This is a genomic window from Flavobacterium keumense, from assembly GCF_029866485.1.
Lineage (GTDB): Bacteria > Bacteroidota > Bacteroidia > Flavobacteriales > Flavobacteriaceae > Flavobacterium > Flavobacterium keumense.
The window spans coordinates 1-14,170 of record NZ_CP092332.1 but is presented as its reverse complement, the minus strand read 5'-3'; the positions used below and the strand labels follow the sequence as shown (position 1 = coordinate 14,170).

13 protein-coding genes and 1 pseudogene are annotated in these 14,170 nt (G+C 33.9%); 4 read left to right on the top strand and 10 right to left on the bottom strand.

Annotated elements, in window-relative coordinates:
* Positions 1–36 precede the first annotated feature (36 nt).
* Positions 37–1,437: a Do family serine endopeptidase gene (locus tag MG292_RS00070; protein ID WP_264532607.1), complete on the bottom strand. Its 1,401-nt coding sequence runs from the start codon at positions 1,435–1,437 to the stop codon at positions 37–39.
* A 135-nt stretch (positions 1,438–1,572) separates the two neighbouring features.
* On the opposite strand from MG292_RS00070, the gene dapF reads away from it, so the two are divergent.
* The 4 genes from dapF (at position 1,573) to MG292_RS00050 (ending at position 4,874) form a co-directional block, all read left to right on the top strand.
* A complete protein-coding gene (gene dapF, locus MG292_RS00065; protein WP_264532608.1) occupies positions 1,573–2,355 on the top strand; it encodes a diaminopimelate epimerase in 783 nt (260 codons plus the stop codon).
* Positions 2,356–2,364: 9 nt separating this feature from the next.
* Positions 2,365–2,898 (top strand): GNAT family N-acetyltransferase, encoded by a 534-nt coding sequence (locus tag MG292_RS00060; protein WP_264532609.1) that lies wholly within the window; start codon positions 2,365–2,367, stop codon positions 2,896–2,898.
* Between the two features lie 12 nt (positions 2,899–2,910).
* Complete coding sequence (gene mltG, locus MG292_RS00055) at positions 2,911–3,951, top strand: endolytic transglycosylase MltG (RefSeq protein ID WP_264532610.1); 1,041 nt, start codon at positions 2,911–2,913, stop codon at positions 3,949–3,951.
* A gap of 281 nt (positions 3,952–4,232) precedes the next feature.
* On the top strand, positions 4,233–4,874 hold the full coding sequence (locus MG292_RS00050; protein WP_264532611.1) for a peptidoglycan-binding protein LysM: 642 nt from the start codon (positions 4,233–4,235) through the stop codon (positions 4,872–4,874).
* Positions 4,875–4,940: 66 nt separating this feature from the next.
* Here the strand turns inward: MG292_RS00050 and MG292_RS00045 are convergent, their stop codons facing one another.
* From MG292_RS00045 to dnaA, 9 genes and pseudogenes are all read right to left on the bottom strand, one after another.
* A complete protein-coding gene (locus MG292_RS00045) occupies positions 4,941–5,456 on the bottom strand; it encodes a hypothetical protein (RefSeq protein WP_264532612.1) in 516 nt (171 codons plus the stop codon).
* A 285-nt stretch (positions 5,457–5,741) separates the two neighbouring features.
* Positions 5,742–7,868, bottom strand: a complete 2,127-nt coding sequence (scpA, locus tag MG292_RS00040) for a methylmalonyl-CoA mutase (protein ID WP_264532613.1) — start codon at positions 7,866–7,868, stop codon at positions 5,742–5,744.
* Between the two features lie 47 nt (positions 7,869–7,915).
* On the bottom strand, positions 7,916–9,280 hold the full coding sequence (locus MG292_RS00035; protein ID WP_264532614.1) for a methylmalonyl-CoA mutase subunit beta: 1,365 nt from the start codon (positions 9,278–9,280) through the stop codon (positions 7,916–7,918).
* Between the two features lie 40 nt (positions 9,281–9,320).
* Positions 9,321–9,647 (bottom strand): FtsB family cell division protein, encoded by a 327-nt coding sequence (locus MG292_RS00030; protein ID WP_264532615.1) that lies wholly within the window; start codon positions 9,645–9,647, stop codon positions 9,321–9,323.
* A gap of 138 nt (positions 9,648–9,785) precedes the next feature.
* Entirely contained in the window at positions 9,786–10,394 is a 609-nt protein-coding gene (udk, locus tag MG292_RS00025) for a uridine kinase (RefSeq protein ID WP_264532616.1), read from the bottom strand.
* A gap of 151 nt (positions 10,395–10,545) precedes the next feature.
* Complete coding sequence (locus MG292_RS00020) at positions 10,546–11,427, bottom strand: SDR family oxidoreductase (RefSeq protein ID WP_264532617.1); 882 nt, start codon at positions 11,425–11,427, stop codon at positions 10,546–10,548.
* A gap of 84 nt (positions 11,428–11,511) precedes the next feature.
* Positions 11,512–12,235: pseudogene (locus MG292_RS00015) on the bottom strand (SAM-dependent methyltransferase).
* Between the two features lie 32 nt (positions 12,236–12,267).
* A complete protein-coding gene (locus MG292_RS00010; RefSeq protein ID WP_264532619.1) occupies positions 12,268–12,735 on the bottom strand; it encodes a low molecular weight protein-tyrosine-phosphatase in 468 nt (155 codons plus the stop codon).
* Positions 12,736–12,742: 7 nt separating this feature from the next.
* A complete protein-coding gene (gene dnaA / locus MG292_RS00005; protein ID WP_264532620.1) occupies positions 12,743–14,170 on the bottom strand; it encodes a chromosomal replication initiator protein DnaA in 1,428 nt (475 codons plus the stop codon).

Sequence of the window (14,170 nt, the reverse complement as noted above, 5' to 3'; positions counted from 1 at the left end):
TATTCAAGACGACTTTCATTCTAAAATTGAGTTGAATTAAATAATTATTCTAAAAATTTCTCCATTATGATTGATCATTTCAATTCGAATACTTTGATTTTCTTCTTTGTTATTCAATAATTTAGAAACAGTTTCAATATCGGTTGCTTTTACATTGTCAATACTTAAAATGATATTCCCTAAAAGCTCCGTTTCGTATTGTTTCAAATTCTCGTTAGTAATTGCTTTGATTTTAACACCATAATTCAAACGGAATCGCTTCTTGTCATTAGCATCAATATTTTCTAATTCTAATCCTTTGAATTCTGTATTGAAATATTCATTTTTGCTAAGTGTAACAGGAACAACTTTATTTTTTCCATCTCGGATAATAGTTACAACTACTTTATCATTAGGTCGTTTAGTATTGATATAACCAGATAAATCAGCAAAAGTTGAAACAGATTGATTATCGAGTTTGATTATAATATCTCCTTTTTGAAGTCCTGCTTTTTCAGCCCCAGATCGTTTGGTTACTCGACTAACGTAGAAGCCTTCGGTTTGAGAAACGCCTAATTCTTTAGACGATTTTGAATTTAATTCGCCTCCTTCCACTCCAAGGATGCCACGTTGCACATTACCATATTCCATAATGTCCTCAATTATTTTTCGAGCTATATTGGAAGGAACTGCAAATGAATAACCAGTATAACTTCCGGTTGGAGAGCTAATCATGGTGTTAATACCAATTAATTCTCCACGAGTATTCACTAAGGCACCACCGCTATTTCCTGGATTGACAGCAGCATCGGTTTGAATAAAAGATTGAATACCGCTGGTGTCTAGATTTCGTGCTTTGGCAGATACAATTCCAGCAGTTACCGTTGAAGTTAAATTATAGGGATTTCCAACTGCCAAAACCCATTCCCCAATTTTTACTGAATCAGAATTAGCAAAAGCTGTATAGGGTAATTTTTCATCGGCATTGATTTTTAGTAAGGCTATATCCATTTTGGAATCGGTACCAATGAGTTTGGCTTTGTATGATTTTTTATTGTTTAATGTGATTTCGATTTCGGTAGCGTCTTTAATCACGTGGTTATTAGTTACAATATAACCATCTTCGGAGATGATGACCCCTGACCCGGTACCGATTTGTTCTTGTTGTTGACTGCCTCCATAGCCATAAAAGAATTCAAGAATAGGATTTGAAATGGTTCTTCGAGAAACATTTTTTACGTGAACTACGGTATGAATTGTCTTTTCGGCGGCTTCTGTAAAATCGACATTTTCAGGAGAAAAACCAGTTCGTTTACCATAATAATCGGGAGCAACAGTGACTAATCCATCATTGTTTTTTGATAAAAAACCATTTTGGTCAAATAATAATTTGTAAGTCCCTAGCGTTACTGCTCCACTTAATAAAGAAACTAAAAATAAATTTGAAAAGCGATTCATAATGTTTTTTCGGTTTTAAATTATTGATGGTAAATTTAAAATAGAAATTGTTTTACAAAAAACAGTTTAACGCTCTTTAACAATGATTAACATTTCATTAATAGTTCGTACTTTTGTGTTTTACAATTACTGAAAATGCAACTAGAGTTTTATAAATACCAAGGTACTGGAAATGATTTTGTAATGATTGATAATCGTTCGAATACTTTTCCTAAAGAAAACACGCAATTAGTAGCTCATTTATGCGACCGTCGTTTTGGGATTGGAGCAGATGGACTGATTTTACTGGATAGCAATACAGATACTGATTTCAGAATGGTGTATTACAACTCGGATGGTAATTTGAGTTCGATGTGTGGTAACGGAGGACGTTGTTTGGTGGCTTTCGCCAAAAAATTAAATGTTATCCAAGACGAAACTACTTTTATTGCTACTGATGGCTTGCATTATGCTACAGTGGCTGCTGATGGTATTGTTTCTTTGCAAATGATTGATGTTACTGAAATTAAAAACACAGCAGAATATTCTTTTTTGAATACCGGTTCCCCACATCATGTGCAATTAGTTGAGGATTTAGAACATTATAATGTAAAAGAGAACGGAGCTGCTATTCGTTATGGCGCTTTGTATGGACAACAAGGAAGTAATATTAATTTTGTAAAAAAAATAGACGATACTACTTTTTCTTTACGAACTTATGAAAGAGGGGTAGAGGATGAAACTCTAGCTTGTGGTACAGGTGCTACTGCGGTAGCGATTGCAATGAATGCTACGGGTCAAACGGATTTGAACGCTATTAATTTGAATGTTGAAGGCGGAAAATTAGCCGTTTCTTTTGATAAAAAAGATGGAAAATACACTAATGTGTTTTTGAAAGGGCCTGCCGAATTTGTTTTTAAAGGAACAATTGAGATATAAATCTAGCAAATGATAACCCTTACAGGCAAAACTATTTATCTGCGCGCATTGGAACCCAATGATTTGGAGTTTGTCTATGCGATGGAAAATGACCAAAATATTTGGGAAGTGAGTAATACACAAACGCCTTACAGTCGGTTTTTAGTGAAACAGTATTTGGAAAATGCCCATCAGGATATTTATGAGGCCAAACAATTGCGATTGGCTATTTGTCAAGACGAAGATTTTCCTGCCTTGGGGTTGATTGATTTGTTTGACTTCGATCCTCAAAATAGGAGAGCTGGAATTGGGATTGTAATTCAATCCATCGAGAATAGAAAACAAAATATCGGTTCAGAAGCATTAGAATTGCTAATTCAATATGCTTTTTACAATTTGAATTTACATCAATTGTATGCAAATATTGCAACAGAAAATACGGCCAGTATAGCACTTTTTACTAAATTTGGATTTGAAAAAATAGGCGTTAAAAAAGATTGGACGTTAGTTAACGGAATCTTTAAAGACGAAGCTCTATATCAATTAGTTAATCATTCATTTTAAAAAAATACAATTTTGAATATAAAAAAAATCATCACTACAGTTAGTATTGTTGTTATTTCAATCCTAATGATTTACGGACTTATATTAGTGCGTCAAATATTTTCGGACAATACTAAATTTGAAGAAAATGAGGTATATGTTTACGTTCCAACAGGTTCGGATTATGAAGCAGTTAAAAAAATAGTAGCTCCGTATGTTGAAGACATGGATCGATTTGATGCGGTGGCGAATAAAAAGAAATACCCTAACAATGTGAAGCCAGGTAAATTCTTATTCAAAAAAGGAATGAATAGTAATGAACTGATTAACGCCTTACGAATCAATAATGAAGTAAAATTATCATTCAACAACCAAGAACGATTAGAAGATTTTGCTGGAAGAATTGGTTCTGAAATAGAAGCAGATAGTATTTCCTTATTAAAGGCTATTAAAGATTCCACTTTTTTAAAGGAAAATGGATTTGATGAAGAAAATGTGCTGACGATGTTTATTCCTAATACCTACGAATTGTATTGGAATACAACAGCTATCAAGTTTCGTGATAAAATGATTAAAGAATACCGTATTTTTTGGAATGAAGAGCGAGTTGCCAAAGCTAAAGCACAAGGTTTAACACCAATTGAGGCAACAATTTTAGCTTCGATAGTGCATAAAGAATCTGTGAAAAAAGATGAAAGACCTAGAATTGCAGGGGTATATTTAAATCGTTTACATAAAGGTATTTTATTGCAAGCAGATCCAACCGTAATTTATGCCGTAAAAAAGAAATCAAATGATTTTACTCAAGTAATTAAAAGAGTTTTAAACAAAGATTTACAAGTTAACTCTCCTTATAATACTTATGCTGTTGCAGGACTTCCACCGGGCCCAATTGCGATGCCTGATATTACTGCAATTGAAGCAGTATTGAATCCGGAGAAACATAATTATATTTATTTCTGCGCGAGTGTAGATCGTTTTGGGTACCACGATTTTGCAGTCACACAAGCAGAACATGAGCAAAATGCTAAAAAATATTACAATTGGATGAATAGTCAAGGTGTAAAAAGATAGTTTAAAAGGGCGAAAATTAGTTGTTTTCGTCTTTTTTTAGTCGCTAAATCGATCAAACAATTGTCAATAATGAGCTTTTTTAAGCTCTTTTTTTATGATTTTATTCGAATTATCAAAATCCAGCGCTAACGTTTGAATACTAGGTTTGCCACTATTTCTAAAAAGTTAAAAAGTTGTTTTTAGAAAACTTTAACATGCTGATTTTAAGCATTGTATTTTTTGTTGTATATTTGCATTGTAGAAATTTCTAATAGTGACAGTGTTTAGAAGAAAAACAATTTATGATAAAGAAATGGCATTTTTATTCCACTTTACTACTAATTATTGCTTTTTTAAGTTCAGGTTTTAAGCCTTTTAATTTAGATTCCAATCCTTGGTTTCTAACTGACGGAACAGATGAATCCGACTATTTATTTCCTTCTCAAAAACAAGAAGATTACGCAAAATTGAATATTCCTTTTACTGGAAATTTCTTTATTGGTTATAAAGAAGCAATTGCCTTCAAAGAATCGCAAGGAAAATACAGAAAAATCAATTCGTTAGGTTATTTAGGTAAATACCAATTTGGACCTGAAACCTTACGAACTATTGGAGTGTACAATACTACTTCTTTTTTGAGAAATCCAGATTTACAAGAGAAAGCCTTTTTGGCATTATTGGCAAAAAACAAATGGTTGTTGCGTAATGAAATTGAAAAATATGAGGGCGCTGTAATTAATGGCATTCATATTACAGAATCAGGGATCTTAGCCGCTGCTCATTTGGGTGGTGTTCGTTCGGTGAAAAGATATTTTAGATCCAATGGAGAGCGTTATTTTAGAGATGCGTATGGTACCTCTATACGAAGTTATATGAAAGCGTTTGGAGGTTACGATACTTCGTTTATTGAACCAGATGCGGATGCTACAGTTTTAAAAAATTAGGTTAAAGAAAAAAGTGTTTAAAGGTTAAAAGAAAGCCAAGTATATATTTGGCTTTCTTTTTTGTTTCTATCTAATTTTGACGATTTCACCATTAGCTTTTACGGTTAAGTGTTTTACCTCTTTATCTTTTTTTATTTTGATATTGTATTGCTTTTTAATTATATCACCGGATTCTTGAGTGTATAAGAATTTATCATTTACAATAGTCCATTTCGGGTAAGTCCTGTAGATAGCATAAATCACTTGTGATGGTAAAATGACATTTTTATAATTTTCTACTACACGAGTTAATTTCCCTTTTTCATCATAGGTTGCAGCAAGTTGTCCTTTATTGCCTTTCATAACTAGAAGGTATTCTTCATATCCCTCATTTTCTTTTCCAAGGTCATAGGCTATGAATTTTTCTTCAATAGCTCTTACTCTTTGATCTGGATTGTTGTCTGGTAGATAGATAGAAAAATCTTTTCCGACTCTTTTGATTACTACACCAGGTAATTCGATTGCTTTGATTTGACCTTTCTCCTGTGCATAAGAGTTAGCAGTAAGTGCTAATACAAGTAAAATAATACTAGTTGATTTCATAATTTTCATGTTTAAATTAATATTGATTGTGTTTAATTGATTAAATAATGTTGTAAGGTTTTTGTTTTCTTCCCCTTTTGGTTAATTATTTAGTGACACATCAATAGGTAATCTGAAAATATGATGATTTGGAGTTACTGTATTTTTTTTAGATATTTAATACAAGTAAAAATATAAATAGTAATTGAATTATTGCGTTAAAAATATATTAATTTTTTGATAATCAATGTTTTAAAATAAAAAGACAGCTTATTAGCTGTCTTTTTATTCTTAAGTATAAGGTTGTTAATCAATTAAAATTTCTAGTATTTTAATTGCTGCTTCGCTAATTTTTGTTCCGGGACCAAAAACCGCCACAGCACCGGCATCAAATAAGAATTGGTAATCTTGAGCAGGAATTACTCCTCCTACAACTACCATGATGTCTTCTCTTCCGTATTTTTTCAGTTCTTCAATTACTTGCGGAACTAAGGTTTTGTGACCAGCAGCTAATGAAGATACACCAAGGATATGGACATCATTTTCTACGGCTTGCTTTGCTGCTTCAGCAGGCGTTTGAAAAAGCGGACCAATATCCACATCAAAACCCACATCAGCATAACCTGTGGCGACAACTTTGGCACCACGATCGTGACCGTCTTGTCCCATTTTAGCAATCATAATTCGAGGTCTTCTGCCTTCTTTTTCGGCAAATACATTGGCTAATTGTTTTGCTTTTTCAAAACTTTCGTCATTTTTTATTTCTTTACTATACACACCACTAAACGATTTAATTTGTGCTTTATATCTTCCAAAAACAGTTTCAAGGGCATCACTAATTTCTCCTAAAGTAGCTCTGTTTCTGGCTGCTTCAACAGCAATTTCTAATAAATTACCATCTCCTGTTTTGGCACAATGGATTAATTTATCTAGACTTTTTTTAACATTTTCATTATTTCGAGTCGATTTAATGCGCTCCAATTGTTCTATTTGTTGTTTGCGCACCATTTGATTATCTACGTCCAAAATTTGTAGTGGATCTTCTTTCTCTAAACGGTATTGGTTGACACCTACAATAATATCTTGTCCACTATCAATTCGAGCTTGTTTTCTTGCCGCTGCTTCTTCAATTCGAAGTTTAGGAATTCCAGATTCAATGGCCTTAGTCATGCCTCCTAATTCTTCTACTTCTTCGATCAGTTTCCATGCACTTTGCGCAATTTCATTGGTCAAATTTTCTACATAGTAACTGCCTGCCCACGGGTCAACAGTTTTAGTGATTTTGGTTTCGTCTTGTAAATAGAGTTGCGTGTTTCTAGCTATCCTAGCCGAAAAATCTGTAGGTAAGGCGATGGCTTCGTCTAACGCATTAGTATGTAACGATTGTGTTCCGCCAAAAGCTGCTGCCGCCGCTTCTATACAAGTTCGTGCAACGTTGTTAAACGGATCTTGTTCAGTTAAACTCCAACCCGATGTTTGGCAATGGGTGCGCAATGCTAAGGATTTGTCATCTTTTGGTTCGAATTGTTTGACCAATTTTGCCCAAATCATTCGTCCTGCACGCATTTTGGCAATTTCCATAAAATGGTTCATCCCAATAGCCCAAAAGAAAGAAAGTCTCGGCGCAAATTCGTCAATTTTCATTCCGGCAGAGAGTCCTGTTCTAATGTATTCTAAACCATCGGCTAAAGTGTAGGCCAATTCAATATCTGCAGTAGCTCCAGCTTCTTGCATGTGATAACCAGAGATAGAAATCGAGTTGAATTTTGGCATACTTTTACTGGTAAACTCAAAAATATCAGCAATGATTTTCATTGAAGGAGTAGGCGGATAGATGTAGGTGTTTCTCACCATAAACTCTTTCAAAATATCGTTTTGGATAGTGCCGGATAGTTTTTCAGGGGTTACACCTTGTTCTTCAGCTGCTACAATATAAAATGCCATAATGGGAAGTACGGCGCCATTCATGGTCATGGAAACCGACATTTCGTCTAGAGGAATTTGGTCAAATAAGACTTTCATATCCTCAACAGAATCAATGGCTACACCTGCTTTTCCAACATCGCCTACCACACGCTCGTGATCTGAATCGTAGCCGCGGTGCGTGGGTAAATCAAAGGCAATAGAAAGGCCTTTTTGACCTGCTGCTAAATTTCGTCTGTAAAAAGCATTACTTTCTTCGGCGGTTGAAAATCCTGCATATTGACGCACTGTCCAAGGACGACGTACATACATGGTTGCATATGGACCACGTAAATTAGGCGCAAATCCGGCTCCAAAATCCAAATGTTCTAATTGTTGAATATCTTGTTTGGTGTAGGTTGGTTTCAAAGCAATTCCTTCAGCAGTTTGAAATTCAGCCGTTGCTTTGATTTCACTTTTGGAATTCTCTACAGATTTGATTTGAATATGTTGTAGGTCTTTTCTTTTCATTTTTGGTGACAAATTTCTATTTGACATTGTATTTGGATACGAAACAATTACTCATTTTCCAATCGTTCTTGTTCTATTTTCTCGGCGAGACGTCGCTCAATAATTGGAGTTATGAGTGTTTTTCTTGGTTTTATTTTGACAAAAGGAAAAAGTTCCAAATCGTGTTTCATTCGATCGCTTTTGTTGGTATGTTTGTTTGTTCCCAATAAAATTTCTTTTCCAGCATCAAACAAATCTTGTTCTTTGTCAGCACTTTCTTGAATTTTTCTTTTGATAATTCCGTCGTTCAATTGTTTTAGAAATCCGCCATTAGCTTCAATATCTTTGAATAATGTCAAGGCTTTATCTGCTAGTTGTTGTGTCAAACTTTCTATATAGTAACTTCCGTCTGATGGATTATTGACTTTATCAAAATAGCTTTCATTTTTTAAAATCAACAATTGGTTTCGCGCAATTCGGTCTCCAAATTCATTGTCTTTGTGGTACAGTGCGTCGTAAGGTAGATTAACAATTGTGTCACCCCCCCCTAATATGGCACTCATACATTCGGTTGTGGAACGAAGCATATTTACGTTGTAATCGTACAATGTTTTGTTTCTCTTTGTTGGTGTAACTACTAAATGGCACGTCCAATTTTGATTGTATTCTGACGCAATTAAATTAAAAAGTAACCGAATAGCTCTTAGTTTAGCGATTTCAAAAAAGTAATTGGTTCCCACCGCAATTTCTAATACCATAGTTTGAGTTGTAGTTATCTCAATGTGGTTGAAATATTCATTGGCATGAGCCAAAGTATAAGCAATTTGTTGTACAATATTGGCTCCGGCATTTTGATATAAAGCTCCGTTTACACTAATTAAAGATAGAGAGGAGTAGTTTTTAGTAAGATTATTTAAGGTGTCAAAATTGTTTTTTTCAGAAGTCGTAAACCAATTTCCTTCTTTGGCTAGTTGCCCAATAGGATCAATGTTACAATAAATGGTTGCTTTTCTTTCTTTAGCAATTGTTGCTAATTTTTTTACGAAATCGATTGAAATAAAACTAAAATGAAAGAAAATCGGGGTGTTCTCTAATGGTAATTTTGCTAACAACTTTACTACATCTATAGTTTCGTTTTCAACGGTGAAACGAATACTCTCTGCACCTCTACTCAAACTGTCTAAGGCACGTTCTATTGATTTGTCAATATCATGGACAAAAATAGGTTGGCAAATTTTAAATTCAGAAGCTTTCGTAGCTACTGAAATAACTTCTTTTATATCTTCTTTATCGTAAAATGGTTTTACCTTTATGTTTTCTGGAGTATTCCAAATCAAGGTTTCATTATAATCAGCTCCTTTCAGTTCAAACTGAATTTTTTGTTTCCATTCTTTGGCAGAAACAGGGGCGAAATCATTAAAAAGAGGTTCCATTTGCTGTAGTTTTTGTTCTTAATTCAAAAAATAGTTACGATTATTTAGTTTTAATAGCACTATCTCCTTCAAATTCGATAATGTAAATATCCTCGCTATCTTTTTTCATGTAATATTTTTCACGGGCATATTTTTCAACGTGACCGATGTTTTGTAGTTCTTTGATGTGTTTTTTGTCCTTTTTAATTTCTTCTTGATAATAGGTTTTATTATCTTCTAATTCTTCAATTTGGTTGTCTAAGAATCTATGGTCGAAATACGAGTAATTATCTAAAAACAGCATCCATACAGTAAAAAATACCAAAACTAAAATGTATTTATTACTCAATAATTTGAACCAAGATTTGTTTTTAAACGTATTTATCATTGTTACTCTTTTTTAGCCCCGATTGCAGTGAAAATACCATTCTTTTTAGAATGGATTGTAACGTAAAGCGGGAAATAGCTCCTAAAAATAATCTAATTGCAATTAAATCAGGATTTTATATTTTAATTTTTTACTAATTTATTGAATTTTCTGATTGATTACGGCTCGTACCACGTCTATTGCTACCGTATTGTATTTGTCGTTAGGTATAATGATATCGGCAAATGCTTTTGTGGGTTCGATAAACTGCAAATGCATTGGTTTTAGCGTGGTTTGATAACGATTCAATACTTCGTCCATATCTCGGCCACGATCGGCGATATCTCTTTTTAGTCGTCGAATCAAACGTTCGTCCGGATCTGCCTGAACATATATTTTTACGTCAAAAAGGTCTCTCAATTCAGGATAAGTCAATATCAAAATACCTTCAACAATCATCACTTTTCTAGGATGTGTAAAAACAGTATCGCTAGTTCTATTATGTGTTACAAAAGAATATACAGGTTGATTGATGTTGTTTCCTGCTTTTAATTCTTTTAAGTGTTGTACCAATAATTCAAAATCAATAGATCTTGGATGGTCAAAATTAATAGCAGCTCTTTCTTCATAAGTCATTCCAACATTTTCTTTATAATAAGAATCTTGTGAAATGATTCCTACTTCAGCTTCAGGTAATTCGTTGATGATTTGATTTACTACAGTAGTTTTTCCACTTCCTGTTCCTCCTGCAATTCCAATAATGAGCATATAATTGTATTCTATAATTTACCTAACAAAAATAGGGATTTAATTCAGAGTGGATTCGTTTTTTCTCAAATGTTTGCTAATTTGATATATTTATTTAGTGATAAGAATAAAAAAAGAGCGACTATTTCTAGTACGCTCTTTTTGAAGTAATTTATTTGTTTTTTTTGGCTTTAATCATCATTTCTAACATATCCCACATTTCGGCAGGAATCTCTTCTAATAGATTAAATTGGCCAGCGCCTTTTAACCATTCGCCTCCATCAATAACGACTACTTCTCCGTTGATATAGGCTGAAAAATCAGAAACCAAATAAGCTGCCAAATTGGCTAATTCTTGATGATCTCCCACGCGTTTTAAAGGAACTTTTTTAGCCATGTCAAATTTTTCGGCTAAATCACCAGGTAATAATCTGTCCCACGCACCTTTGGTAGGGAAAGGTCCTGGAGCAATGGCGTTGGTACGGATTCCGTATTTGGCCCATTCTACAGCTAAACTTTTGGTCATGGCCAAAACGCCAGCTTTTGCAGTTGCACTTGGTACTACATATGCAGAACCTGTCCAAGCATAAGTAGTTACTATATTCAATACGGTAGCTGAAGGTTGTTTACTGTCAATCCAATGTTTACCAAAAGCGAGTGTACAGTTTTTAGTTCCCTTTAGCACAATATCAATGATAGTGTCAAAGGCATTAGACGACAAACGTTCAGTTGGTGAAATAAAATTACCCGCTGCGTTGTTCAATAATATATCGACTTTGCCAAAGGCTTTTAGTGTCTCTTGAAGCATTTTTTCGACTTCTTCGTAATGACGAACATCGCATTGTAGAGGTAAACAAGTTCCACCAGTTTGTGTTTCTAATTCGGCAGCAGTGTTTTTTAGTTTTTCTAAATCACGCGAAGTGATAGCGACTTCAGCGCCTAATTCTAAAAAATATTTAGTCATGGCTTTGCCTAAGCCACTTCCGCCACCTGTAACTACAATTACTTTTCCTTTCAGCGCGTTATCGCGAAGCATTTTATCTGTAAAACTCATAGATGTGCTATTTTGAGAGATAAATATAGGAATAAATTATTATGCATACATAATAATTGAATTAAAAAGAATGATTTGAGATCATTACATTTTATGAATGATAAAAATGGTAGGGCGGTTATGCAAATCTACTTTTGTTTTTTTCCAATCACTTACTCTTAATGTTTTGATGTATTCAGTTGGTAAGGTAATATCCGCAGCAATACAAAGGTGTGTATTGGGATGTAGTGTTTGTAGAATATCTTCTAACAGTTTGTTATTACGATAAGGAGTTTCAATAAAAATTTGCGATTGATTTTTGTCAAAAGACAATTTCTCTAAATTTTTTATGGCTGATTTTTTTTCACTTTTATCAATGGGTAAATAACCATTAAAAGTAAAACTTTGTCCATTCATTCCAGAAGCCATCATCGCTAAAAGAATAGAGGAAGGACCAACAAGTGGAATGACTTGAATTCCTTTTTCGTGTGCCAATTTTACAATTACGGCACCCGGATCGGCAACGCCTGGGCACCCGGCTTCACTCATTAAGCCTACATTTTTACCTTCTAATAAGGGTTGGATAAAACTAAGATGCTCTCTCGCATCGGTATGTTTATTCAATGCAAAAAGGATGAGTTCCGATTGTTTTTTTTCGGGAAGAACGGCTTTAATAGACTTACGAGCTGTTTTTTTCATTTTCTACGATATAATAGTCTATGAGTTCGATAGTTCGTTTTACAGTTTGGGGCAATACATCCATAGGGTCACTTTCTCCCATAGTAGTTGGAATTAAATACAGTTTTCCTATAGGTGTTTTAGTATTCATAACAGTGTGTTTTCAGTTTGAGATAACAGTATTTATTGATGTTTGGTAATCAATTTTTGAGCAATAACGTCACAAACTTCATCTAGCATGGCGTACACAATATCAAACCCATTGTGCATTCCAAAATAGGGGTCAGGTACGTCTTTATTCTGTTCAGGAGTTAACTCATTCATGATGAGTTTTACTTTTGCTTTTTGTTCTTTGGTCTCCGCCAAAGCGATAACATTCTCGTAATTGGAATTATCCATTACGTAAATATAATCAAAAGTATCAAAGTCGGCACTACAGAATTGTCTTCCTCTCTGATTTGAAATATCGAGTCCGTTTTTTTTAGCTACGGCAACAGAACGTTCGTCAGGAGATTGACCAATGTGCCAAGAACCAGTTCCAGCAGAGTCTACGATGAATTTATCTTGGGGTAGTTTTGCGGCTAATATTCCTTCGGCCAATGGCGACCTACAAATATTTCCCAAACAAACCATTACGATTTTTACGGACATTGGCTGTCTATAAGGTTAGTTTTTTATTGATGTCTTCAACAAATTTTTTGAATTGTTTGTCAGTAGAAACTAAATTATCAACCGTTTTGCAAGCGTGTAATACAGTAGCATGATCACGATCTCCAATTTGAGAACCAATGTTGGCCAAAGAAGCTTTGGTAAATTTCTTTGCAAAAAACATCGCTAATTGTCTGGCTTGTACTACGTGTCTTTTTCTAGTTTTAGATTGTAGTGTTTCTAAGTCCAATTGGAAATAATCGGAAACAATTTTTTGAATGTAGTCGATAGAAATTTCGCGTTTGACATTTTTCACGAATTTTTCTACAATATTCTTGGCTAATTCAATAGTTACTTCTTTTTTATTGAAAGAAGATTGAGCAATCAAAGAAATAATAGCACCTTCTAATTCTCTAACATTTGTTTTGATGTTGCGCGCTACATACTCTACAATTTCTTCTGGCATTTCAACACCATCACGGTATAAAATGTTGTTTAAGATGGATACTCTAGTTTCGTAATCAGGTTGATGTAATTCGGCAGATAGTCCCCATTTGAAACGAGACAATAAGCGTTGTTCAATGTCTTGCATGTCAACAGGGGCTTTGTCTGAAGTCAAAATAACTTGTTTTCCATTTTGATGTAAGTAATTAAATATATGGAAAAATACATCTTGAGTTCCTGATTTTCCCGAAAGGAATTGAACATCGTCAATGATTAATACATCAATCAATTGGTAGAAATGAATAAAATCATTTCTTGTATTTTTTCTTACCGCATCAATGTATTGTTGTGTGAAAATTTCTGCTGAAATATATAACACTGTTTTTTCGGGATACTTGTCTTTAATTTCAACACCAATAGCATGTGCTAAGTGCGTTTTTCCTAAACCAACTCCACCAAAAATTAAAAGAGGGTTGAAAGAAGTTCCTCCTGGTTTATTGGCCACAGCCATACCAGCAGAACGCGCTAGTCGGTTTGAATCTCCTTCTAAGAAGTTATCAAAGCTATAATTTGCGTTAAGTTGTGATTCAATTTTTAAATTGCGAATACCAGGAATTACAAATGGATTTTTAAGTTCTGGATTAAGATTTTTTAAAGGAGCATCTACATCCTGAGGTTTCATTTGTATTCTATTAGCACTTGGTAATTGTTCGGTATAAGGTTGTTTATTACCGTAAGTGTTCTCCATTTTAATTTTATAGAGTAACTTTGCGTTTTTTCCAAGTTCTTTAGTAAGTGCCACTTTCAATAATTTAACGTAATGTTCTTCTAACCATTCGTAGAAAAATTTACTTGGTACTTGAATATATAATGCATTATCGGTAAGTTCAACTGATTTAATAGGTTCAAACCAAGTTTTATAAGCTTGATCTTGAATATTATCCTTTATGAAGGATAAACAGTTTTCCCATACTGATTGAGCAGTTTTGTTCAT

Excerpts from the sequence above, each read along its gene's own strand:
- MG292_RS00050 (WP_264532611.1), top strand. The coding sequence starts at position 4,233 with ATGATAAAGAAATGGCATTTTTATTCCACTTTACTACTAATTATTGCT.
- MG292_RS00035 (WP_264532614.1), bottom strand. The coding sequence starts at position 9,280 with ATGGAACCTCTTTTTAATGATTTCGCCCCTGTTTCTGCCAAAGAATGG.
- dnaA (WP_264532620.1), bottom strand. The coding sequence starts at position 14,170 with ATGAACAAAACTGCTCAATCAGTATGGGAAAACTGTTTATCCTTCATA.
- scpA (WP_264532613.1), bottom strand. The coding sequence starts at position 7,868 with ATGAAAAGAAAAGACCTACAACATATTCAAATCAAATCTGTAGAGAAT.
- MG292_RS00045 (WP_264532612.1), bottom strand. The coding sequence starts at position 5,456 with ATGAAATCAACTAGTATTATTTTACTTGTATTAGCACTTACTGCTAAC.
- MG292_RS00060 (WP_264532609.1), top strand. The coding sequence starts at position 2,365 with ATGATAACCCTTACAGGCAAAACTATTTATCTGCGCGCATTGGAACCC.
- MG292_RS00020 (WP_264532617.1), bottom strand. The coding sequence starts at position 11,427 with ATGAGTTTTACAGATAAAATGCTTCGCGATAACGCGCTGAAAGGAAAA.
- MG292_RS00010 (WP_264532619.1), bottom strand. The coding sequence starts at position 12,735 with ATGTCCGTAAAAATCGTAATGGTTTGTTTGGGAAATATTTGTAGGTCG.
- dapF (WP_264532608.1), top strand. The coding sequence starts at position 1,573 with ATGCAACTAGAGTTTTATAAATACCAAGGTACTGGAAATGATTTTGTA.
- MG292_RS00070 (WP_264532607.1), bottom strand. The coding sequence starts at position 1,437 with ATGAATCGCTTTTCAAATTTATTTTTAGTTTCTTTATTAAGTGGAGCA.
- MG292_RS00030 (WP_264532615.1), bottom strand. The coding sequence starts at position 9,647 with ATGATAAATACGTTTAAAAACAAATCTTGGTTCAAATTATTGAGTAAT.
- udk (WP_264532616.1), bottom strand. The coding sequence starts at position 10,394 with ATGCTCATTATTGGAATTGCAGGAGGAACAGGAAGTGGAAAAACTACT.